Raw genomic sequence first — 23,122 nt, 5'->3', positions numbered from 1 at the left:
TCCACCACGGAGACGCTTGTGCAAGCACCGAGCAGTGCAACCCAGGACCATAACAAAAACGTCTTCATCGACTAACCAGGCGTTCGCATGTGTTGATCAATCCGCGTTCAGGGCGGAGTCCCGCTACGATACCGTGAGAGTTTCGGAGCATTGTGAATGCTGTGCTTCGTCACGACCGCTCACTCACGGCGCTGACGATGACACGCTCACCTTCCGCAAGGCTTCCTCGAGTGGATTCGATACTAACGGCAAAATCTGATGGCAACCTTAAGCAGACTGCTGAAGGTCGCTGTAACGAATGATGGCGGCATCGAAACGACTGCCGCAGTCAACCCGACCTGGATTGCCTCATGTTCAGTGCAGGAGATAAGCAGAGCTAACCAGTCGGCAGAGGCGCCCAACCCGTTACACTATCCCCTTGATATCAGGAGCTAGCTCGCGACGGCAGGCTGGCGTGGCATGTGGAACCTGCGCAAACGAACCACCCCACGCGAAATCGCGTACCAATACGTACATTGCCATTCGAATAAAATAACGTATTCTTCCAAGATCAACATCTTATTTCATTCATGAAAATCGCCACCTGGAACGTCAATTCGCTGAAAGTCCGCCAGCAGCACGTCATCGACTGGCTCGAAACGAGCCAGACCGACGTCCTGTGCCTGCAGGAACTCAAACTGACCGACGACAAATTCCCGCGCGCCGAGCTCGCGGAAAAGGGCTATCGGAGCTGGTACGCCGGCCAGAAGACCTATAACGGTGTGGGCATTCTGGTGCGCGAAGGCCTGAACGTCGACGAAAGCACCATCGTGCGCAATATCCCCGGCTTCGAGGATCCGCAGCAACGCGTGATCGCCGCGACAATCGACGGCGTGCGCATCATCTCCGCCTACTTCCCCAACGGCCAGGCACCGGGCACCGACAAGTTCGCCTACAAGCTGCGCTGGCTCGAAGCGCTGCACGATTGGCTGGCGAGCGAACTCGCGCAGTATCCGAAGCTCGCGCTGCTCGGTGACTACAACATCGCCCCGGAAGATCGCGACGTGCACGATCCGAAAGCGTGGGAAGGACAGAACCTCGTGTCGCCCGAAGAGCGCGCCGAATTCGTCCGCCTCGTCGGACTGGGGCTGACCGACGCGTTCCGCAAGTTCGAGCACCCGGAGAAAATCTACTCGTGGTGGGACTACCGGATGATGGCGTTCCGCCGCAATGCGGGTCTGCGCATCGACCACATCCTGTTGTCCGGGCCGCTGGCGGCGGCCTGTACGTCCTGCGACGTCGACAAGGTACCGCGCAAATGGGAGCAGCCGTCGGACCACGCACCGGTGGTCGCGCAGCTTAGCTAGTCCCTGAACCGCTCATGAACCGCTCATGAGCCGTTCAGACAGCGCCACAGAAACTCATACTCCATCGCGTCGTGAACGGCCTGCTCCAGCTCATCGGAGCCGCCGCCATGGCCGCCCTCCGTATTCTCGCGATACCACACGCCCTCAGCCCCCAGCGACTGCATGCGCGCCACCATCTTGCGCGCGTGGCCGGGATGGACGCGATCGTCACTCGTCGAAGTCGTGAACAGCACCGGGGGATACGCCACGCCGGCACGCACCTGATGGTAAGGCGAGTAAGCCGCGAGCACGCGTGCCTCCTCCGGCTCGTCCGGGTCGCCGTACTCGTCGATCCACGACGCGCCGGCATGCAGCAGGTGATAGCGGCTCATATCCAGTAACGGCACCTGGCACACCACCGCGCCGAACAGCTCAGGGCGCTGCACCATGCACGCGGCCACCAGCAGGCCGCCGTTGCTGCCGCCCCTGATGCCCAGTTGCGCGGCGGTGGTCACGCCGTCGTCGATCAGCGCCTGGGCGACCGCGATGAAATCGTCGAAGGAACGCTGACGGTTTTCGCCTTGTGCCGCGAGATGCCACTCGGTGCCGAATTCGCCGCCGCCGCGGATATGCGCGACCGCGAACACGCCGTCCTGCGCAAGCCAGCCGATCCCGGGCCCGGTCAGATAGCTCGGCGTGAGCGGAATCGCGAAACCGCCGTAGCCGGTCAGAAGACACGGGCGCGTGGCCACCGCCCCGCCCGCCTCGTTCGCCTCGCGCCCGGCCTCAAGCAGCGAACGCGGACCGATCACCGTGTACGGTACGCGCGTGCCGTCGGCGGAGCGCGCATGGCCGCGCTTCACCGCATAAGGCGTCGCGTCGAACTGGGTCGGCCAGCGATCGAGCAATTCCCATTCGGCCAGATCGTCATGCGCCAGATCGGCGAGCCAGTACTCGGGCGGCAGCAGGTAATCGTCGACGTCGACAAACACCTCGTCGTTGAGCGTCGGCTCGATGGGCGAGACGTCGACCTGCGAGCTCGCGCGCGCCGGAAAGTCGCGCGACGACCACTGCCACTCGCCGCTCTCGGACTGCTGCGGCTGCCACAGCACCGTCTTGCTCTGCACGTCGTCCAGATACGAGACGATCAGGTGATGGCGCGTGTGGGTCCAGTCGCATGCCGAGGTCTGCGGGTTCGGCGTAAAGAGCGCGACGAAGCGGCGCTCGCCCGCCAGAAACTCGCGCTCGCGGATCGCCAGCAGCGCGCCGCCCGGATAGAGCGCGTCCCCGCATGACCAGTCGAGACGCGGCTCGAACAGCAGCCAGCCTTCCCAGCCGCCTACCGCGACATGCTCGGGCACGTCATAGCGCTGCCACGCGCCGGCGGCGTCCAGGTAGAACGTTTCGGAGTCGAAAAAATCGACGCTGCGCACCACGGTATGACGCAGATCGATCGGATCGTAGTTCGCATCGACGCTGATGTCGTCGAACTCGCCACGGAACACGACCGGGGCATCGGCGAGCGCGGTGCCGCGCGTCCAGCGCCGCACTTCGCGCGGATAGCCCGAGCGCGTCAGCGTCTTGCCACCCTTGTCCCAACCGACGTAAAGCGTATCGCGATCGATCCACGATACCGCATGCTTGCCCGCCTTGGGCACGCTAAAGCCGCCGTCGACGAAGCGTTGCGCGTCGAGGTCGAACTCCCGCACCACCACCGCGTCCGAGCCGCCCGGCGAGAGCGTCACGAGCGCCCGATCGCCGTCCGGATAGAGGATGTCGAGTTCGACGCACACCCACGCCGTGCCCTCCGCCGCGCCGAGCGCATCGAAGTCGAGCAGGGTCTGCCAGACCGGCGTGCCGTTGCGCCAGCTCGCCCATGGGGTGCGCCGCCAGATGCCTTTGGGGTTGTGCTCGTCCTGCCACAGGTCGTAGGCCCAGTCTTGCCAGCGATCGGGAATCACGGGCCGCTCGCGCGGCAGATAGGCCTCGGCGAGGCGTTGCGTCAACGTCTCGAAGCGCGCGCCGCTGCACCATGCGGCGCGCGTGCGGGCGTTCTGCTGTTCGACCCAGGCCATGGCGGCCGGGTCGTCGAGCAACTCGAGCGACAGGAAGGGATCGGGAGAGTGCGGCCAGTGCGGCCCGGAAGACGAAATCGAACGCGAAGCGGAAGCAGGCATGGTAGGCGCCGTAATGGAACAACGACGATTATGCCTTGTGATCCGCCTCGCGCTTGCGATGGGGTGGCGACGCACACCACTCCATCGCTCAAATACCCATCAGGGCTCCAGATTGAGCTCCTGAATCTTGCGCGTGATCGTATTGCGGCCAATGCCCAGCCGCTCGGCGGCCTCGACCTTGCGTCCGCGGGTGAAATCGAGCGCTTCGCGAATCACCGCGGCCTCGAAACGCCGGGCGAGCTCGTCCATCACATCGGGGGCGTTCTCGCGCAACATCCTTGCGACTTCGGTGCGCAGCCCGCTCTCCCACACGGCGGCCGCGGCAAGCGGCATCCCCGGTATGGCCGGCAGATGCGACGACACGGCGGCGCCGTTCGCAGCCGACTGCGCCACGCCACCGCCGCCCGCATCGCCCGTCAGCACGCCACCCGCCGCGATCTCGACCGAACCTGCCTGCGCCGGCACCAGATCGGGCGGCAGATCCTTGATCTCGATGGTCTGCGCCGGCGCCATCACCGTCAGCCAGTTGGCGAGATTCTCGAGCTGCCGCACGTTGCCCTGAAACGGCAGCGACGCCAGATACGTCAGCGCCTCCTCGGACACGCGCTTCGGCTCGACGCCCAGATCGCGGGCGCTCTTCTGCAAAAAGTGGCGCGTCAGCAGCGGAATGTCTTCGCTGCGCTCGCGCAGGGCCGGCAAGCGCAGCCGGATCACGTTGAGGCGGTGATACAAGTCCTCGCGGAACAGCCCCTGACGGACACGCGATTCGAGATTCTGGTGCGTCGCGGCAATCACCCGCACATTGGCGCGCAACGGATTGTGGCCGCCGACCCGATAGAACTGGCCATCCGAGAGCACGCGCAGCAAACGCGTTTGCAGATCGAACGGCATGTCGCCGATTTCGTCGAGAAACAGCGTGCCGTTCTCGGCCTGTTCGAAGCGTCCCTGGCGCATGGCCTGCGCGCCGGTGAAGGCGCCGCGCTCGTGGCCGAATAGTTCGGACTCCAGCAGATCTTTCGGAATCGCCGCGGTGTTCAGCGCGATGAACGGTCCGTTCGCGCGTGGGCTATGTCGGTGCAAGGCGCGCGCCACCAGTTCCTTACCGGTGCCTGATTCGCCGGTAATGAGCACGGTTGCCGCGGAATGGGACAGGCGCCCGATGGCGCGAAACATGTCCTGCATCGCCGGCGCCTGGCCGAGCATTTCCGGTGCATCGGCGACGCGCTCGTCCCACGTCTGCTCGCCGCGCATGCTTTCGTCGACGGCGCGGCGAATCAGTTCGACGGCCTTGTCGACGTCGAACGGCTTGGCGAGGTATTCGAAGGCGCCGCCCTGAAACGCGGCCACGGCGCTGTCGAGATCCGAGAACGCGGTCATGATGATGACGGGCAAGCCCGGCACCTTGTCGCGCACCGTCTGCAGCAATTCGAGGCCCGAACCGCCGGGCATGCGGATGTCCGACACCAGCACCTGCGGGCTGTCGTGATCGAGCGCGACTGCTGCGTCGCGCACGTTCGCGAAACTGCGCGTCGCGAAGTTCTCACGGGCAAGGGCCTTTTCGAGCACCCAGCGTATCGATTGATCGTCGTCTACTATCCAGATCGGCTTCATATGGTCGGTCAGAAGTCTTTAGGTGCGTGTGGTATTAGCAGTCGAGCGGCAGCAGAATCTGAAACTCGGTGTGACCCGGACGGCTTTCCACTTCGATCAGCCCATCGTGCTGCTGCACGAAGGTCTGCGCGAGCGTGAGACCGAGACCGCTGCCATCGTCGCGCCCCGAAACGAGCGGATAAAAAATGCGGTCGCGGATGTCCTCCGGAATGCCAGGTCCGTTGTCGATGATATGCAAGTCCAATGCCAGCTTACATAGACGTTTCGCAATGGTGATCTTGCGCGCCACACGCGTGCGCAATTCAATTCGTGCGTCGCCCTGCGAAATCCGTTCGCGCAGCGCTTCCGCTGCATTACGAACGATATTGAGGACGGCCTGAATCAGTTGTTCCTTGTCGCCGCGCAGATCGGGCACGCTCACGTCATAGTCGCGCTCGATGGTGAGGCCGCGCGGAAATTCCGCCAGAATCACGGCCCGCACGCGCTCGCACACTTCGTGAATATTCACGTCGCCCACGATATGCGGATGACGGTGCGGTTCGAGCAGGCGGTCGACCAGCGTCTGCAGCCGGTCCGATTCCTTGATGATGACCTGGGTGTACTCGCGCAATTCGTCGCGTTCGCGCACGCCCAGTTCGAACTCCAGCAATTGCGCCGCGCCGCGAATGCCGCCGAGCGGATTCTTGATTTCGTGCGCGAGATTGCGGATCAGTTGCTTGTTGACCGCGGTCAGATCGTTGATGCGCTCTTCGCGGTCGGTGCGCATGTGGCGTTCGTTTTCGAACAGCTCGAGCAGCACATAGTCCGGCGCGCCTTCCAGATACCCCACGATCGCATGCACATGCAGCGGCTCGTGGCCCTGACGCTCCAGCACCGCGTCGAGGTGCGTCGCGTGAAAGCGCTGTTCGGCAATCGAGGCGATCGTCGCGATCAGTTCGTCCGAGTTCGCGAAGATGTCCGGCCACGCCATCTGCGTCAGTTGCCGGCGCGAGAGATCGAGCATCGCCTCCGCGGAGGGATTCGCAAACGCAACGCGCAGCGTGCGCTTGTCGAGCACGAGCACGACCGTCGGCAAGGCCTCGAACCCCGTCAACAGACCGGAGTCCACCAGCTGTGCGTTTTCCGACAGCGGCTCGGTATGCCCTTTTCTTGCTTTGATCAGATTCTTCAGAACCATCTTGCAGTCTGGCCGATGAGAGATGGTGATACGACAGACGACGCGCACGTTGGTCTCGTGAACCGCAGCGCAAACGTTGCCTCGTGCTCAACAAAAAAGGGACGGCGCCGCCGTCCCTTTGTGACCCGCATTCGATCAGTCACGAGCGTCGGGCGCGCGCTTCGCCACTTGCGCGGCGAAGCGCCATCGCCGCTTACAGCGAGTAGTACAGTTCGAACTCGACCGGGTGCGTGGTCATACGCACACGTTGCAGTTCCGCTTCCTTCAGGCCCAGGTACGCGTCGATCATGGCGTCCGTGAACACACCGCCGCGCGTCAGGAACTCGCGGTCGCTGTTCAGCGCTTCCAGAGCCTGGTCGAGGCCGGCGCACACGGTCGGGATCTTTGCATCCTCTTCCGGCGGCAGGTCGTACAGGTTCTTGTCAGCAGCTTCGCCCGGGTGGATCTTGTTCTGCACGCCGTCCAGACCTGCCATCATCAGTGCCGAGAAGCACAGGTACGGGTTAGCCATCGGATCCGGGAAGCGCGTTTCGATACGGCGGCCCTTCGGGTTCGACACGTGCGGAATGCGGATCGATGCCGAACGGTTGCGCGCCGAGTAAGCGAGCTTGACCGGTGCTTCGAAGTGCGGCACGAGACGCTTGTACGAGTTCGTCGTCGGGTTCGTGATGGCGTTCAGCGCGCGAGCGTGCTTGATGATGCCGCCAATGTAGAACAGCGCGAATTCCGACAGGCCAGCGTAGCCGTTGCCTGCGAACAGGTTCTGGCCGTCCTTCCAGATCGACTGGTGAACGTGCATGCCCGAACCGTTGTCGCCCACCACCGGCTTCGGCATGAACGTAGCCGTCTTGCCGTACGTGTGCGCAACGTTGTGCACGATGTACTTCAGTTGCTGCGTCCAGTCGGCGCGCTGAACCAGCGTCGAGAACTTCGTGCCGATTTCGTTCTGGCCCTGGCCTGCGACTTCGTGGTGATGCACTTCGACCGGAATGCCGATCTGTTCGAGCAGCAGACACATTTCCGAACGGATGTCCTGGAACGAGTCGACCGGCGCGACCGGGAAGTAGCCGCCCTTGATGCCCGGACGGTGGCCCGTGTTGCCGCCTTCGAATTCCTTGCCTGCCGACCACGGTGCTTCTTCCGAACCGATCTTCACGAAGCAGCCCGACATGTCCGTGTTCCACTGGACCGAGTCGAAAATGAAGAATTCCGGTTCCGGACCGAAGTAGGCCGTGTCGCCGAGACCCGTGCTCTTCAGATACGCTTCAGCGCGCTTTGCCAGCGAGCGCGGATCGCGTTCGTAGCCCTTGCCGTCGGCCGGTTCGACCACGTCGCAAGTCAGTACGAGGGTCGACTCTTCATAGAACGGGTCGATGAAGGCCGTGTCGGCGTCCGGCACGAGCAGCATGTCCGACGCTTCGATGCCCTTCCAGCCGGCAATCGACGAACCGTCAAACGCATGGCCGCTCTCGAACTTGTCTTCGTCGAATGCCGACACCGGCACCGAAACGTGTTGCTCTTTGCCGCGCGTGTCGGTGAAACGGAAGTCGACAAACTTGACGTCCTCGTCCTTGACGATTTGCATGACGTCGGCCACGGATTTACTCATAACCTATCTCCTGATTAACGAATTCGGCGGATTTAGCCGCCGCCCAAATCTAGCTGACCCGTCCCGGCACGTCTACCTCGCATTGCTGCCACGCTGCCTGCAAGCGCGACGCGGACGCCGAAAGCCGGTGATCGAATCGATCGGCACCAAATAAGCAGCTTCTGTGCCATGTATGCGCCAAGCCGGCGCAGAGGCTTATCGCCACGCGCGTTTGCAGGGAATCACCGCACCCTCGCCGGCGTGAACGAGCCCTCTTTCCTGAAACGTCGGCACCATCATAGGGCAATCCGGAAATGCTCACCGGATCGAATCCCTGTTTTGGGGCGTAGATGCCATTTTGCACTGTTTTGGCGCATTCAGTCTGGCGCCGGCCGCCACGTTGCGGTGTAGCGGCGCCGCACGCATGGCGAACCCGCCGCGCTAGAATGGTCATTTGGTCCGAAGGAGACTTGCTGTCATGAGTACGCTCGAACAGTTGTATGCCCAGGCCGAAAAGCGCCGCCTCGACAACCAGTTGCCCTATGCGGGCGCGTTGTCGCCCGCCGAGGCCTTCGAGCTTCTGCAACTCGATCCGCGTACCCGTCTCGTCGACGTGCGCACGCGCGCCGAACTGGACTGGGTCGGCCGGCCGGTGATCGGCGACGGTCAGTACGCGCATGTCGAGTGGACCCGCTATCCGGGCGCCGTGCCGAATCAGGAATTCATCCAGCAACTGGGCCAGAGCGCCGGCGCCGACACACCCGTGCTGTTTCTGTGCCGCAGCGCCGCGCGCTCGAAGCTCGCCGCCATTGCCGCAACCCAGGCTGGCTTCACCAAAGCGTTCGATCTGCTGGAAGGCTTTGAAGGCGACAAGGACGGCCAGGGTCATCGGAAGACAGTCTCGGGCTGGTGTTTTCGGGGCTTGCCGTGGATTGGGGCGTAAGGGCGGGTTGAGGTCGGCTTAAGGCTGGCGCCCCCTTCCTGAAGCACAACGCGCCGGCGACACATTGACTGCATCGTCGGCGCGGCATGTGACACTGCGATGATGCGGCATCGGGCCCGCTCGACTGACGGACAACGACCGCTTCGATCGTCGTCCACCGCCCGAACAGCACCCGACCCGCTTAAGGCGCGGCGGAGATACCGAAGACGTGCAACTTGCCGGCGCTCACCTGTCTGGGCAAGGTGACGCTCGCCACCAGCTTGCCGGGCGTCAGCGGCACCGTGTCCGCAAACAGATAGGTCTTGACGGCGTTGTTGGTGCCGTCGCCGGCATTGCGATACGTGGTTGTCAACGCGATCGGGTCGACCGGCGCCGCACTCCCGCCATTGAGGGTCCAGTCGTCGAAGGCGAGCGTGAACGGCATGGTCGTGCCGTCGGCGTAGGTCACGAGCGCGGCGCCCGAGCCGGGACCGTTATTGGCCGAACCCAGCAGAACCAGCGAACGGCCCGTCGTGCCAGGCGGCATGGCGATGGTCTGCCCCACTGCCACGGCGTTATCCAGCGGGCCGGCGGACAGGATAAAGCTGGCGCCGTTGAAGACGAACGGTTTGCCCGGCGCCGCGCCGGCCGCCGTCAATGCCTGCGACGAGTAGCTGTAGAGCGAGCCGTCGAAGTCCGCACCCAGGCCGTCCGTATCGGTGCTGCCGTCCGCGCCGATGCCGTGGTTGTTGAAGGCATCCGCCACGTTGCGCGCCAGCGGCACGCCATAGGACGGCGGCGCGTCGGCCGGGTCCGTGCCCCACTGCGAAGGCGACGATCCCATCGCGAAGTTCAGCGTCGCGCCGTTCGCCAGCGCGTCGACGTCGAGCCACGCACTATTGTGGGCAGCGCCGTTGACGGTCAGGCTTTGCACATAATTCGCGGTGGGCGCGCCGGGTGCCCTGATGCGCAGCGTCTTGCCATTACCCAGATGAACGGTGATGGACGAAAACTGCGGACTGCCGATCGCAAAGCCGCCGACACCCGGAATCTCCGGATAGAGGCCAAGCGCCCCCCACACATACCATCCCGACACCGCGCCCAGGTCGTCATTGCCGGGCAAACCGTTCGGCCCGGTGCCGAAGGCGCTCGCCATGATCTGCTGGACGACGTTCTGCGTGCCCGACGGCGAACCGGCCCAGTTGTACAGCCAGGGCACCTCGAAGGTCGGCTCGTTGCCCATATAGAAATTGGGCAGGCTCGTCCCCGCGTTCAACACCGTGAAGAACGTGTTCAGCCGCGACACCACCGTCGCATTCCCACCCAGTTGGGCAAACAGTCCGGCCGGGTTGAACGGCACCATCCACGTGTACTGCTCGGCATTGCCTTCCACGTAGTTGTCGGTGCTGCTCGGGGTCTCCGGAATCCAGCTGCCGTCCGAGTTGCGCCCGGCGATCAACGGCGGCGTCAACGAGGTATTGAGCAGGTTCTGCCAGTAGGCCGAGCGGCTACGCAGCATTTTCTGGATGGTGGTATTGCCCAGCTCGCCGGCAAATTGCGAAATGGCGAAATCGCTGCTGCCGTATTCCAGCGTGGACGATGCCTGCCCCCACTCACCGCTCGTGATGTAGCCGAACTGCAGGTAACTGGCGCGCCCGCCGTTGGTCGTCACGCCATTGCACGCGGTGCCGGGAATGTTGGCCATCTGGATCATATGGCTCAGGGCGCCCGCGGTATCGAACGAGCGCGCGCCGAATCCATATGCGCCCGCCAGGATCAGCGAGCCGGCGTCGCCCGGCATCACGCCGTCTTCGACGTTGTCGTTGACCCAGTGGGGAATCGCGCCGCACTGATCCGCATCGTTCACGAGCGACTGCGCCATGTCGCTGGTCTCTTGCGGAAACAGCGTGGCCTTGAGCGGAATCAGCGAGCGGTAGATGTCCCAGCCCGAGAAGCTGGTGTACTGCGCCGCATGGCCGGCGCTGACCGTGTGGACCTTCTGGTCGAAGCCGATATATTGGCCGTTGACGTCGCTGAACACGCTCGGCGCCCACGACGCATGGTAGAACGCCGTATAAAACTTCGTCAGCGCGGTGGTATCGCGGCTACTCACCTGGATGGTATTCAGGCGCTGATTCCATATTGCATCGGCCACCGCCTTTACACCGTCAAAATCCCAGGACGGATTTTCCCGCTCGAGATTAACTTTGGCATTGGCGACGCTCACGTATGAAATACCGATTTTCATCAGGACCGTGCCGGCTTTACCGAAATTCATGACAGCACGGCCATTGGTAAAGGAAGAAGTGGATGCCAATGGCTGATTAAACTCGGCATAAAAGTACACCGGGACATTCGTTGCATTGCCGCAAAAATGGCCGCCGGTGGTACTGCCCGAAATAGTCCGGGCGTCCACCTGGGCGACCGCGCCGGCCACGCTCGTTTCGGTATTGGTATAGGTCGTGTCGAGCACGAGCGTCGACGGCTGCCGGTCCGGATACGTGAAGCGGCCAAAGCCCGTGCGCAGGGTCGCCGTCAGCTCGACCTTGACCTGGTTGTCGAGCAGCACGGAATAGGCGCCCGCTACCGATTTCTCGTTGGCATGGCTAAAGGTTTGGGCCAGTGGCCTGGTGGCATCCAGTGTCGGCATGACGGGGAATTCGCCGTCGTTGCCGGAACATCCCGCGCCGCTCATATGCGTGAGACTGAAGCTCTGGATCGACCCGATGTCGTAGTAGTAACCGGCCGGGGAGCCCGGCTCCGCACTGTTCGACGGCGCCGGCGTGGTGTTCGTGTCGGGCGCCCATTGCACCATGCCGTTCGGCAAGCCGGCGGCCGGCACCACGCTGCCGGCCTGGCCGGCGGGCACCGGATTCGGCGAGTTGCTGGCCAAGGTGCCGATCAGCGGGTTGACGTATTGCGTCAAGCGCATGGCGAAGCGATCGTCGGCGGGGGTTTGCGCGTCGTCATTGGCAACGCTCAGGGCTGAATTGCTGGAACTGGAACTACCGCCTGCGCCGGTCTGCCCTGTGGCGTGAAGCTGGTCTGCCGCCACGACGGCAGAGCCGGACTGACTACCCGGACTATCTCCTCCACACCCTGTCAAAGAACCAATGATGATCAAAGCGGCCGTCAAACGGCGTAAATCTATCATGGCTGTCTCCTGAATTTTGTTTAGTCATCCGAATCATCCATTTAACAATGAAACCAATGACTGAAGCCATGCTATACGAGGCGCTCAAATCGCGTCAACTGATTATCCAATGCCGATTTATGTTTATTGGAATTTACTAAACAGACTAAAATCCCGCCGAAATACTCAATCATTCTCAAGCGGCGATGCCGGATCGGCAGGCGCCATCCGGTTATGCATAATGCATTTGATTTAACGAATTACCGGAATGGCGAGAATGCCGTGGCTGAAGGCGGATGATGGAAAGCCGCATGGATCAGCGGCTATTCCTATGGTGGCTGCGGCCTCTCAACCGCGCGGTTTGCCCGCGGCCGCGGCCACTGCCGCCGCTTCCGGCTCGACGATGTCGCCGCCCAGCAGATGCACGCCCTCGCGCAGTTTCACGAACGCCGCCGCAACGGCTTCCGGCTCGCCCTTCACACCCAGATCGATATGGCGCCGCGCATAGACGCCGCCCCGCTCCGCATCGCCGACGCTCGGCAGACTGAACACTCGCACGCTGGGGAAATCGTGCTCGATCTTTTCCATCAGCGGCGTCAGCGTCGACTCGGGCAGTTCGAACACCAGCAAGGACTTTTCCGCGTGCGGCATGGCGTGATGCAGATGCGCGTACTTCGTGTCCAGCACCCACTCGATCATCGGCCACGCCATCACGGGAAAGCCCGGCACGAAGTGATGGTCGCCCACCGAAAAGCCCGGAATCTTGTTGTAGCCGTTCGGAATGATCGACGCGCCTTGCGGATAGGTCCCCATGTTGAGGCGGTGACGGTTCTCCGGCGAATCGAGATCCACGGGATGGGGCGAATTGGCCGGATGGGTGTCGCGAATCCGCTCGCGGATCAGTTCCGCCGCTTCCGGATGCAAGGCGAGCGGCACGCCGAGCGCGGCGGCCGCGCACTGACGCGTGTGATCGTCCGGCGTCGCGCCGATGCCGCCCGTCGAGAACACGATGTCGCCCGACGCCAGCGTGCGGCGCAGCGTGGCGGTGATGCGCTCCGGCTCGTCGCCGATGTACTCGGCCCAGCCGAGCGACAGACCGCGCGCGGTCAGCAATTCGATGACCTTCGGCAGGTGCTTGTCGACACGCCTGCCCGACAGGATTTCGTCGCCGATGATGATGACGCCAAATGCCATTGCGGCCTCGCAGATAAATTCAGTAGGGAACCACGGGCGCCACCTGACGCGCGCCCTGCTCTTCCGCGCGCATGCGCTGCAGCGCGCGCAGACAGTAATAGCCGAACCATAGCGCCGAGAAGACGAGGATGAACGCATAAATCCAGATCGTCACGGCCGTGATCACGGGGAACAGCACAATCAGCCAGACCGACGTGGCCCAGATCAGCGTCGGCAGCGAACCCAGCAAGCCGCTCGCGACGCCGATCAGCAGCAGCGGCAAGCGGTAGCGCCGCACCAGCGCGCGCCGTTCGTCGCGGCTCGCATGCAAGGCAAGCGCGTCGTAGGTCATCACGCGGTAGGTCAGCCAACCCCACAGCAGCGGCGGAATCAACGCAAAAAACGGCGGAATCAGCCACAGCGGCAACGTAAGGACCAGCAGCACCAGGCAGACGAACGTGGTCCACAGCGCTTGCACGAGACTACCGTACCACGTTCCGCCGCGGCGCATTTCGAGGCCAGCGAACTGCCGCGCGGACAGATGGCGGATCACGCCTGGCATGGAGAGCGTAGCGATCAGCAGCAGGATCGTCACGACGATCAGCGGAATCGCCATGGCGATCACGATAAAAGGCGCGAGCGCGGTGTGCAGTGCGGAAAAACCGAGCCAGTCGAACAGGTGGTAAAGCGTGGTGGTGAACGACCAGCTTTCGAGCCACGCGCGCGTCGTGCCGATCAGCGTTTGCCAGGAAAACCAGAGAATCACGCCCCAGACGACCGTTGCCGCGAGAAACGGCAGGAAGGTCAACCAGAGCATCCGCGGATGGAGCGCGCTTGCGAGCGCGCGCCCAAACGAGCGCAACAGATCATTCATGCGAGCCAGTGCGAGTGAGCGAAACGATAGGACAGCGGGAAGCCGCAAAAAATCCGCCGCGAGCCGCGACGTGCGAAGTCTGCACAGGATAAACCACCGGACGGGGCGCCGGTAGGGGCGCCCGGCGTGCCGCCGGCATGCGCGGCGGCACGGGCGGCGTGGGCGGCGCGTCAAAGATCAGATCGAAGCCGCGCCGTTGTCAGCGCCGCCGTTGTCAGCTCTTTTCTCAGCAGCATTGCGCTGCTTGCAGCCAGATGCCCCCGCTCATGCACCGTTCGGCGCCGTCACCGGCGCGCGATCGTAGAAATAGATGCCGTGCGGCGAGCGGCCCACCGCGATGGTCTGGATCAGCTTGCGTGTGGTCAGGTCGATGATGCCGACGTGCTTCGCAAACCGGAACGTGACCCACAGATAACGCTTGTCTGCCGACAGCTCCATGTCGTCCGGCCCGGGCATCAGGCCGGTGATATCGCCGACGTTGGTGAGCGTGTCTTCGTCGATGATGCTGATGGTGCTCGCGACGCGATTGGACACCGCGACGTGCTTGCCGTCGGCAAGCGAGCGGAAGTTGTGCGCGCCGTTACCGGTCTGGATGGTCTTGACGATTTTCTGGTTACGCCAGTCGACCACCGCGACGTAGTCCGCGCCGGTCATGCCGATCAGCAGATATTTGTCGCCGGGGGTCATCCACAGGCCGGCCGGCACCTTGCCCACCTTCATCTTCCACTTGACCTGCTGGGTGGCGAGATCGACCGCCGCGAGTTCGCCCGACACCTGCAGCGTGACGAACACGGTTTTGCTGTCGTTCGTGAACGCCATATGGCTCGGCATCACGGCCAGCGGCAGACGTTTGGCGAGCGTCATGTCGTGGCCGTCGTAGTGATAGACGTCGAGACGGTCGAGGCGCAAGCCCGTCGTCACGACCCACTTGTTGTCCGGCGAGAAGCCGATCTGATACGGATCTTCAATGTTCTCGACCCAGCGCTGCACCTTGCCGGTTTTCGGATCGACGAACATCAGGTTGTTGGAGACCGAATTGGCGACGATCAGCGAACTGTTGTCCGGCGTCGCCATCAGGTGATGCGGCTCCTTGCCGGTGGGCACCGTGCCGACCACCTGGTGCGTGGCCTCATCGATCAGACTAAGCGTGGCCTCGCCGGAATTGAGCACGATCACGTTGTTGGCGTGGGCGGACGGGGAAAAGAGGCTGCTGGCCAGGACCGTGCCGGCCGCGAAGGCGGCGCCGACGGTGAGGCTGCGAAGAGAAAATTTGCGCATGAAAACTCGCTTCAGAGAACAGCGCGCATTGTAGACCGTTTGTAAGGACGTGCGGTTGATGCAGGTCGGGGTCGGGACGGGGCGAAACGAATGGACGAGGCGAGGTGGAGGCTAAACAACACCTCATCCATTCACCCTGAACAATCAGATAATTTCCATGTCGCACACACATTAACTACAAATCAATCTCCGACCGCATTCTTATTTTCACGCCATATCAATAAGAATTGATACGAATTATCCCTACCAATCCTATTTTAAAACATAAATTGACACATCAGAAATCAAAAACCGTCCCGGCCGAATAATTTAAGAATTCACTGATATCGACTTTGCCCCGCCCAGCCTGACAATCGCGCCGATCATCGCCCGTGCACTTAATTTAGGTGGATAGAAGCGCGCGATGCATTCGAACTGGATGCACGGAAAAATCAATGGGACATGGACAAACGGATAAACCGCGGTCGATATGTCGAATTTCTATGCGAAGCATATAAGGGCGATGACGCCTCTTTCAGATCGACATGCATTGGCTCGCGGTCCACGATCGCAATTCCGCGGAGTTTCTTAAAGCATGAACAAGATTTATAAATCGGTCTGGAATGAAACGACGGGCGCGTGGGTCGCCACGTCGGAAACGGCTCGTTCGAAGACCAGGCGCGGCGTGTCACGCAAGCTGGCGATGGCTCAGGCAGTGCTGGCGGCGGTGGTGATGGTTTCCGGAGGCGCCGCCTATGCGGCCGGTAACGCGGCGACTAACTTTTTCGATGCCAGTAATGGCAGCAATCCGTCAACGGACCACACCGCGGCGGCAGTAGGTGCTGCATCGGTTGCCGCAGGAGCCAGTGCGGCGGCGGCAGGCAACAATGCCACCGCCATCGGCGCCGCGTCGTGGGTATTGACCGATTTCGGCACGGCCATCGGCGACCTTTCCACGGTATATGGCCTCAACGGGACGGCTATCGGCACAGGTGCAACAGCAAACAGCCTCAATTCGGTTGCGATCGGCTATGCCGCGACGGCCACCAGCGCCAACAGCGTCGCACTCGGCGCGAACTCGACCGCGAAGGCCGATCTGACGACCACGGCTTACGCCCCGAACGGCCCCGGCGCTACGCCCATCGCAGCCGGTACGGCGGCAGGCGAAGTCTCCGTCGGCGCATCCGGCAGCGAACGGCGCATCACCAACGTCGCCGCGGGCTCCGCCCCCACCGACGCCGTCAACGTCAGCCAGTTGAGCGCAGTCGACGCCGAAGTCAGCAACGTCAACGGCCAGGTCAGCAATCTCAATAGCCAGGTCAGCACCATCGGCAACCAGGTCACCACCATCAACGGCCAGGTCAACAACCTCAGCAGCCAGGTCACCACGATCGGCGGCGAGGTGAACAACATCAGCACCGAAGTTGACACCATCGCTCAAAGCGGCACCCTGCACTACTTCAAGGCCAATGGTCCAGCCGACGGCTCGGACGACGCCGTCGCCAGCGGCACGAAAGCCGTCGCGGCAGGCGCGAGCGCCGTCGCCAGCGGCAACTACGCGTCAGCGGTCGGCTACGGCGCGTCGGCCAGCGCTGCGGACGGGGTCGCGCTCGGCAAGCTGGCAAATGCGTCCAGCAACATGGCCGTGGCCGTTGGCGCAGGGACCGAGGCCAGCGGCGGCGCGTCGCTCGCGGTGGGCGGCTATGCCCTCGCCGGCGACGACGGCTCAACCGCTCTCGGCTCCTACTCGACCGCGAGCGCCGCCAACGCCACCGCAATCGGCAGCCTCGCCACCGCCAGCGGCGCCAACTCGGTCGCCCTGGGCCAAGGTTCGATCGCCGACCAGGCCAACACCGTGTCGGTCGGCGCGCCGGGCAGCGAACGCCGGATCACCAACGTCGCAGCGGGCATAGACCCCACCGACGCCGTCAACGTGAGCCAGTTGCAAGCCGCTACGGCCGGCAGCGCGGCGGCATCGCACTACTTCAAGGCAAGCGGCCCCGCGGACGGCTCGGACGACGCCAGCGCCACCGGCGAGCACTCCGCCGCGATCGGCAGCGACGCCGGAGCGTCGGGCGACAAGTCGCTGGCAGCCGGCACGTCGTCGTGGGCAGCGGGTACGCAAAGCACTGCGGTGGGCACGCTCTCCACCGCAGCAGGGAACCAGTCGACAGCGCTGGGCGCCACCGCCCTTGCCGGTGAAACCGGCGATACGGCGGTCGGCTTCGGCGCGTCGGCGACGGGTACGGTTTCTACCGCGATTGGCACCAACGCCTCGGCAACGGGCTTTGGCAGTGCGGCACTCGGCAACATGGCCACCGCCAGCGCCGACGGTTCCGTCGCCCTGGGCCAAGGCTCCGTAGCCGACCGCGCCAACAGCGTTTCCGTGGGCGCCGCGGGCAACGAACGCCAGATCACCAACGTCGCCGCCGGCACCGCCGACACCGACGCCGTCAACGTCTCGCAGCTGAACGCGGTCGCGAGCCAGGCCGCCAAGGTCGACGGCGCGGTGATGTACGACACCAACAGCGACGGTTCGGTCAACAAGAACGACGTCACGCTAGGTGGCGACAGCGGCACGGTCATCCACAACGTCGCGGACGGCGTGCTCGACACCGACGCGGTCAACCTCGGCCAGTTGAACGCCGCCATCAACGGCGCGGTGCAAAACATCTCCGGCAACACAGGCAGCGCGTTCTTCAGCGCCGACGGCGACACCAATACCGAAGCCGCGCAATCGTCCGGCAGCCACTCGGTCGCCGCCGGTGCGAACGCCCGGGCAAGCGGTACGAACGCGGTCGCGGTGGGTGCGAACTCGGTGGCCGCCGGCAACAACGCCACGGCACTCGGCGCCGGAGCGAATGCCGGCGCGGACAATTCGGTGGCGTTGGGCCAAGGCTCGGTGGCGGATCGCGCCAACACGGTCTCGGTCGGCGCGGCCGGCAGCGAACGTCAGATCACCAACGTCGCCGCGGGCGTGCAAGGCACGGACGCCGTCAACGTCAATCAGTTGAATTCGGGCATGAGCAGCGCCGTCGGCCAGGCCAACAACTACACCGACGACAAGATCCGCTCGGCCCGTCGCGATTCGTACGGCGGCACGGCGTCCGCTCTGGCCGCCGCCGGTCTGCCGCAAGCCGTCCTGCCGGGTCACGGCATGGTAGCGGTCGCCGGCGGCACCTACGCGGGTCAGTCGGCCGTCGCGCTCGGTGTGTCGCAACTGTCCGAGACCGGCAAGTGGGTCTACAAGGTGCAAGGCACCAGCGACTCGCGCGGCCAGTTCGGCGCGTCGATCGGCGCCGGGATGCACTGGTAAAAGGAGGTCTCGCCTGAACCGATAGAGGAAGCAGCGAGTGGATGCGGGTCCTGGGCGGACCTGCATCTTTTGCGCGACACCGATGCCTCCAGTCGGTGTCGCGCCTTTTTTTGTGCGCCGGTTGCGCGCTCAGCGCTGCATCGACTCCCACACCTTGTAAAGACGCTTCACCGACACCGGTATCGGCGTGCGCAACTCCTGCGCGAATAGCGAAATCCGCAGTTCTTCCAGCATCCAGCGGAATTCGGACAAGCGCGCATCCATCACGCCGCCCCGCTGCGCAAGCGCACGCTGGTAGTTCTGCAGCAAGGGATGAAACTCGGCAAACTGCCGCGCGTCGCGCGCCGAGTCGGCCTTCAGCTTGTCGATGCGTAGCGCGATGCCCTTCAGATAGCGCGGAAAATGCGCGAGCTGCGCATACGGTGTGTCGATCACGAAGCGTTTGCCGACCAGTGCATCGAGCTGGTTCTGCATGTCCGCATAAGCCGCCGCAAACGGCTTCGCCTGCACCAGCTTCTTGTTGACCGTCGCGTATTCGCTGAGGATCTGCCCCACCAGACGCGCAATCTCCTGGGCGAGCAGCGTTAAGCGGCTACGGCCCTCGTCGCGGCGCGTGTGGAACGTGAGGTCGTCGGCCGGCAGCGGATCCTGCAGGCAGGCGCGATCCAGCGCGGTATCGACCAACTGGTCGCGCAACTCTTCCTGGGTGCCGCGCGGCATGAACTGCATCGCCATCTCGCGCAGCCCCGGCAGGTTCTTCTCCAGATACTTGATCGGCTCCTTCAACTGCAGCGCAAACAGCCGCCGCAGTCCCGCACGATGAATGCGCGCGGCTTCGTCCGGCGAGTCGAATACCTCGACATCGCAATGCGTGCCGCGATCGACCAGCGCCGGATAACCAAACAGCGTCTGGCCGCCGCGACGGATTTCCAGCAACTCGGGGAGCTTGCCGAAATTCCACGTCGTCAGTTTCTCGTAGAGCGCGGTTGACGCAGGGGCATCCGGCAACGCAGTCTGCGGCACGGCTACGCCACCCGGCCCGCGCGCGCCACGGCCGGCTCCGCCTGCGCGCGACCCTGCACCCGCAGCCCCCGCCGCAGCGGCCTCGCCACGCAGATCGCCGCCCTGTCCGCGTCCGTCACCAGCCGCACCGTCAGCGCCCGCGCCGCTCACACCTGCCAACGCCACACCCGCCGCGCCTGACGCAATCTTCTGAAAATGCTGCTGCGCCTGGCCGCCCAGTTCCGCTCGCAATTGCGCCAGATTGCGCCCCATCGCGAGTTGCCGCCCATGCTCGTCCACGACCTTGAAGTTCATGAACAGGTGCGCGGCCAGGGTCTCGAGCTTGAAGTCCGACTGCTTCATCGCGACCTGAGTCTGCTCGCGGACATCGGCAATCAGCGACTCGAGCAAACCGCCCGCACCGAAGCGCGGCGCGGCATGGCGGTCCGCAAAACCCGCGGCATATTCCGGCAGCGGCACGCAATGACGCCGCAGTTTCTGCGGCAAGGACTTGAGCAGCAGTTGGGTCTTTTCCTTCAGCATGCCGGGTACAAGCCATTCGCAGCGCCGCGCATCTACCTGGTTCAACGCGTACAGCGGCACAGCCAACGTCACGCCGTCGCGCGGCGAACCCGGCTCGAAGTGATAGGTCAGCGCCATCTCGACGCCGGCCATCGTCATCCGCTTCGGGAACAGGTCTGTGGTAACGCCGGCCGCCTCATGACGCATCAGATCGTCGCGCGACAGATACAGCAAACGCAGCTTGTCTTCCGGCTGACCGCTCTTCTTCACTTCGTCGCGATACCAGCGCTCGAACGACGCGCCCGTATAGATACCCTGCGGCAACGCCTGATCGTAGAAGCCGTAAATCAGTTCGTCGTCGACCAGCACGTCCTGGCGGCGCGATTTGTGTTCGAGCTGCTCGATGTCCGCGAGCAGCTTGCGGTTGTGCGCGAAGAACGCCAGCTTCGTGTCGAACTCGCCCTCCACCAGCGCACCGCGGATGAACAGCTCGCGTGCCCGCGCCGGATCCTGCTTGCCGAAGCTCACACGGCGCCGGTGATAAATCGGCAGACCGTACAGCACCGCCCGTTCGAAAGCCGACACCTGCGCCGCGCGCTTTTCCCAATGCGGCTCGGAGAGCGACTTCTTCAACAGATGCGCGCCGATCTGTTCGATCCACTCCGGCTCGATCTTCGCGATACAGCGCGCGTACAGGCGGCTCGTCTCGACCAGCTCCGCGGCCATCACCCAGCGGCCGGCTTTCTTCACCAGCGCCGAACCCGGCCACAGATAGAACTTGATGGTGCGCGCGCCGAGGTAGTAAGGCTCGTCGTCGGCTTTCAGGCCGATATTGCCGAGCAAGCCGGTCAACAGCGCCAGGTGGATCTGCTCGAAGGTCGCCTCGGCCTCGTTGATGCGCCAGCCGTGCTCGCGCACCACCGTCAGCAATTGCGAATGCACGTCGCGCCATTCGCGCAGGCGCAGTTGCGAGAGGAAATTGGCGCGGCACTCGTCGTGCAGCTGGCGGTTCGACTTCTTGTGCGCGATTGCCTCGTCGAACCAGTTCCAGATCTTGAGCCATTGCAGGAATTCGGAGCGCTCGTCGGCGAAGCGCCGATGCGCCTGATCGGCCTGCTCCTGCGCTTCGATCGGCCGGTCGCGCGGATCCTGCACCGACAGCGCACTCGCGATGATCAACACTTCGCGCAGCGCCTGCTGGTCGCGCGCGGCGAGAATCATGCGGCCGACGCGCGGATCGAGCGGCAGGCGCGCCAGCTCGCGGCCGAGCGGCGTGAGTTCGTTGTCGTCGTCGACGGCGCCGAGCTCGTTCAGCAACTGATAACCGTCGGCAATCGCGCGGCCGGGCGGCGGCTCGATGAACGGGAAGGTTTCGATTGCGGTCAGATGCAGTGACTTCATCCGCAGAATCACGGAAGCCAGCGACGAGCGCAGGATCTCCGGATCGGTGAAGCGCACGCGCGACTGGAAGTCGCTTTCCTCATACAGGCGGATGCACACGCCGTCCGCGACCCGGCCGCAGCGTCCGGCGCGCTGGTTGGCCGCCGCCTGCGAGATGGACTCGACCTGCAACTGCTCGACCTTGTTGCGATACGAGTAGCGCTTCACGCGCGCCAAACCCGTATCGACGACGTAGCGGATCCCCGGCACCGTCAGCGAGGTTTCCGCAACGTTGGTGGCCAGCACGATGCGTCGCGCGTTGGAAGAACGGAACACGCGCTCCTGCTCCGCCGCCGACAGCCGCGCGAACAGCGGCAGAATTTCCGTATGCGGCGGATGGTGCTTGCGCAGCGCCTCGGCGGCATCGCGAATCTCGCGCTCGCCCGGCAGGAACACCAGTACGTCGCCGGGGCCTACGCGGCACAGTTCGTCCACGGCGTCGATGATCGCGTCCATCAGGTCGCGATCGGTCTCGCGCTGGGTTTTGGGCCGCTCGCGCGAGGACGACGAAGACGACCCCTCGGCGGACTTCACCGCCGGACTGTCTTCCGCCACCGGGCGATAGCGCACCTCGACCGGGTACAGGCGGCCGCTCACCTCGATCACCGGCGCAGGCTTCTCTTCCGTGCCGAAGTGGCGCGCGAAACGATCCGCGTCGATGGTCGCCGAGGTCACGATCAGTTTCAGATCGGGACGTTTGGGCAAAACCTCGCGCAGATAGCCGAGCAGGAAATCGATGTTCAGGCTGCGCTCGTGCGCTTCGTCGATGATCAGCGTGTCGTAGGCCTTGAGCAGCGGATCGGTCTGCGTTTCGGCGAGCAGGATGCCGTCCGTCATCAATTTGACCGAGGCGCCCGGCGACAGATTGTCGGTAAAGCGCACCTTGTAGCCGACCACTTCGCCGAACGGCGTGCCGAGTTCTTCGGCGATGCGCCGGCCCGTCGCCGATGCCGCGATCCGCCGTGGCTGCGTGTGGCCGATCAGTCCCGAACCGCCCGCGCCGAGCCCGCGCCCGAGTGCGAGGCAGATTTTCGGCAACTGGGTGGTTTTGCCCGAACCCGTTTCGCCACAGACGATCACCACCTGATTCTCTGCAATCGCCCGGGCGATTTCGTCACGCCGTCCGGAGACCGGCAGCGCTTCGGGGAAGGAGATCGGTGGAATCGGATTGGGTTCGACCGTGCGCACGGGACGTGGTGCGCGAGGCGCGCGCCCGGCGTCGGCGCCGCGCGTCGGGCCGGCCGTGTTGTGCGCGTCGCGAGGCGCATTCCGAGGCGCATTCCGAGGCGCATTCCGCTCCCGTTGATCCGTCCCCTGACCTGCATCCGCCTGACGGCGCGCGTCGTCACGCGCGCGCTGCGGTTGCGCCTGGCTTGTTTTTCCTGGCTGCGCCGGACGCGGCTGCGGCCCCTTCTGAGGAGCCTTCTGAGGAGCCTTCTGTGGAGCCTTCTGCGGCCGCTGTTGCGCGCCGCCGGCCGGCGACGCACGCCGCTCCGCCTCGCCGTGCGACTCGCGCGATGGGTCTGATGCGGCGTCTCGCGCCGTTTTCTCGTTCGCCGGAGCGGGACTTTTGGGTACATTCGACATGGGGGCGCATTATAATCC

General features: G+C 64.0%; 12 protein-coding genes. 3 read left to right on the top strand and 9 right to left on the bottom strand.

Going from position 1 to position 23,122, the window contains the following annotated elements:
* The first annotated feature begins 569 nt into the window (after nt 1-569).
* Nucleotides 570-1,346, top strand: coding sequence for an exodeoxyribonuclease III (gene xth / locus P3T42_RS06505; protein WP_429305498.1), 777 nt, complete (start codon nt 570-572; stop codon nt 1,344-1,346).
* 23 nt (nt 1,347-1,369) lie between these two features.
* Here xth and P3T42_RS06500 read toward each other — a convergent pair whose 3' ends face one another.
* The 4 genes from P3T42_RS06500 to glnA all read right to left on the bottom strand — a co-directional run bounded on the left by P3T42_RS06500 (nt 1,370) and on the right by glnA (nt 7,899).
* Nucleotides 1,370-3,502 (bottom strand): prolyl oligopeptidase family serine peptidase, encoded by a 2,133-nt coding sequence (locus tag P3T42_RS06500; RefSeq protein WP_429305497.1) that lies wholly within the window; start codon nt 3,500-3,502, stop codon nt 1,370-1,372.
* 99 nt (nt 3,503-3,601) lie between these two features.
* On the bottom strand, nt 3,602-5,113 hold the full coding sequence (gene ntrC / locus P3T42_RS06495) for a nitrogen regulation protein NR(I) (protein ID WP_429305496.1): 1,512 nt from the start codon (nt 5,111-5,113) through the stop codon (nt 3,602-3,604).
* Between the two features lie 34 nt (nt 5,114-5,147).
* Nucleotides 5,148-6,290 (bottom strand): nitrogen regulation protein NR(II), encoded by a 1,143-nt coding sequence (glnL, locus tag P3T42_RS06490; protein ID WP_074299961.1) that lies wholly within the window; start codon nt 6,288-6,290, stop codon nt 5,148-5,150.
* Nucleotides 6,291-6,483: 193 nt separating this feature from the next.
* Nucleotides 6,484-7,899: a type I glutamate--ammonia ligase gene (gene glnA / locus P3T42_RS06485; protein ID WP_074299962.1), complete on the bottom strand. Its 1,416-nt coding sequence runs from the start codon at nt 7,897-7,899 to the stop codon at nt 6,484-6,486.
* A 457-nt stretch (nt 7,900-8,356) separates the two neighbouring features.
* Here glnA and P3T42_RS06480 point away from each other — a divergent pair, with 457 nt between their 5' ends.
* On the top strand, nt 8,357-8,821 hold the full coding sequence (locus tag P3T42_RS06480) for a rhodanese-like domain-containing protein (RefSeq protein WP_074299963.1): 465 nt from the start codon (nt 8,357-8,359) through the stop codon (nt 8,819-8,821).
* Nucleotides 8,822-9,002: 181 nt separating this feature from the next.
* On the opposite strand, the gene P3T42_RS06475 is transcribed toward P3T42_RS06480, so the two are convergent.
* The 4 genes from P3T42_RS06475 to P3T42_RS06460 all read right to left on the bottom strand — a co-directional run bounded on the left by P3T42_RS06475 (nt 9,003) and on the right by P3T42_RS06460 (nt 15,258).
* Entirely contained in the window at nt 9,003-11,954 is a 2,952-nt protein-coding gene (locus tag P3T42_RS06475) for a GH92 family glycosyl hydrolase (protein ID WP_429305495.1), read from the bottom strand.
* A 327-nt stretch (nt 11,955-12,281) separates the two neighbouring features.
* On the bottom strand, nt 12,282-13,127 hold the full coding sequence (locus P3T42_RS06470; protein ID WP_074299965.1) for a competence/damage-inducible protein A: 846 nt from the start codon (nt 13,125-13,127) through the stop codon (nt 12,282-12,284).
* 19 nt (nt 13,128-13,146) lie between these two features.
* Nucleotides 13,147-13,980, bottom strand: coding sequence for an EI24 domain-containing protein (locus tag P3T42_RS06465; protein WP_429305494.1), 834 nt, complete (start codon nt 13,978-13,980; stop codon nt 13,147-13,149).
* Nucleotides 13,981-14,244: 264 nt separating this feature from the next.
* On the bottom strand, nt 14,245-15,258 hold the full coding sequence (locus P3T42_RS06460) for a beta-propeller fold lactonase family protein (protein WP_429305493.1): 1,014 nt from the start codon (nt 15,256-15,258) through the stop codon (nt 14,245-14,247).
* A gap of 574 nt (nt 15,259-15,832) precedes the next feature.
* Between P3T42_RS06460 and P3T42_RS06455 the strand changes: the two genes are divergently transcribed.
* Complete coding sequence (locus P3T42_RS06455; RefSeq protein ID WP_429305492.1) at nt 15,833-18,553, top strand: YadA-like family protein; 2,721 nt, start codon at nt 15,833-15,835, stop codon at nt 18,551-18,553.
* A 129-nt stretch (nt 18,554-18,682) separates the two neighbouring features.
* Here P3T42_RS06455 and hrpA read toward each other — a convergent pair whose 3' ends face one another.
* On the bottom strand, nt 18,683-23,104 hold the full coding sequence (gene hrpA / locus P3T42_RS06450; protein ID WP_429305491.1) for an ATP-dependent RNA helicase HrpA: 4,422 nt from the start codon (nt 23,102-23,104) through the stop codon (nt 18,683-18,685).
* Nucleotides 23,105-23,122: the final 18 nt, after the last annotated feature.

Source organism: Paraburkholderia sp. GAS38, from assembly GCF_050434965.1.
In the GTDB taxonomy this organism is placed as follows: domain Bacteria; phylum Pseudomonadota; class Gammaproteobacteria; order Burkholderiales; family Burkholderiaceae; genus Paraburkholderia; species Paraburkholderia phenazinium_A.
Note: the sequence above shows the minus strand (reverse complement) of the source record. Positions and strands in the feature narration are given on the sequence as shown.

What these genes read in the sequence shown, in the direction of transcription:
- xth (WP_429305498.1), top strand. Translation starts at nt 570, where the DNA reads ATGAAAATCGCCACCTGGAACGTCAATTCGCTGAAAGTCCGCCAGCAG.
- P3T42_RS06500 (WP_429305497.1), bottom strand. Translation starts at nt 3,502, where the DNA reads ATGCCTGCTTCCGCTTCGCGTTCGATTTCGTCTTCCGGGCCGCACTGG.
- ntrC (WP_429305496.1), bottom strand. Translation starts at nt 5,113, where the DNA reads ATGAAGCCGATCTGGATAGTAGACGACGATCAATCGATACGCTGGGTG.
- glnL (WP_074299961.1), bottom strand. Translation starts at nt 6,290, where the DNA reads ATGGTTCTGAAGAATCTGATCAAAGCAAGAAAAGGGCATACCGAGCCG.
- glnA (WP_074299962.1), bottom strand. Translation starts at nt 7,899, where the DNA reads ATGAGTAAATCCGTGGCCGACGTCATGCAAATCGTCAAGGACGAGGAC.
- P3T42_RS06480 (WP_074299963.1), top strand. Translation starts at nt 8,357, where the DNA reads ATGAGTACGCTCGAACAGTTGTATGCCCAGGCCGAAAAGCGCCGCCTC.
- P3T42_RS06475 (WP_429305495.1), bottom strand. Translation starts at nt 11,954, where the DNA reads ATGATAGATTTACGCCGTTTGACGGCCGCTTTGATCATCATTGGTTCT.
- P3T42_RS06470 (WP_074299965.1), bottom strand. Translation starts at nt 13,127, where the DNA reads ATGGCATTTGGCGTCATCATCATCGGCGACGAAATCCTGTCGGGCAGG.
- P3T42_RS06465 (WP_429305494.1), bottom strand. Translation starts at nt 13,980, where the DNA reads ATGAATGATCTGTTGCGCTCGTTTGGGCGCGCGCTCGCAAGCGCGCTC.
- P3T42_RS06460 (WP_429305493.1), bottom strand. Translation starts at nt 15,258, where the DNA reads ATGCGCAAATTTTCTCTTCGCAGCCTCACCGTCGGCGCCGCCTTCGCG.
- P3T42_RS06455 (WP_429305492.1), top strand. Translation starts at nt 15,833, where the DNA reads ATGAACAAGATTTATAAATCGGTCTGGAATGAAACGACGGGCGCGTGG.
- hrpA (WP_429305491.1), bottom strand. Translation starts at nt 23,104, where the DNA reads ATGTCGAATGTACCCAAAAGTCCCGCTCCGGCGAACGAGAAAACGGCG.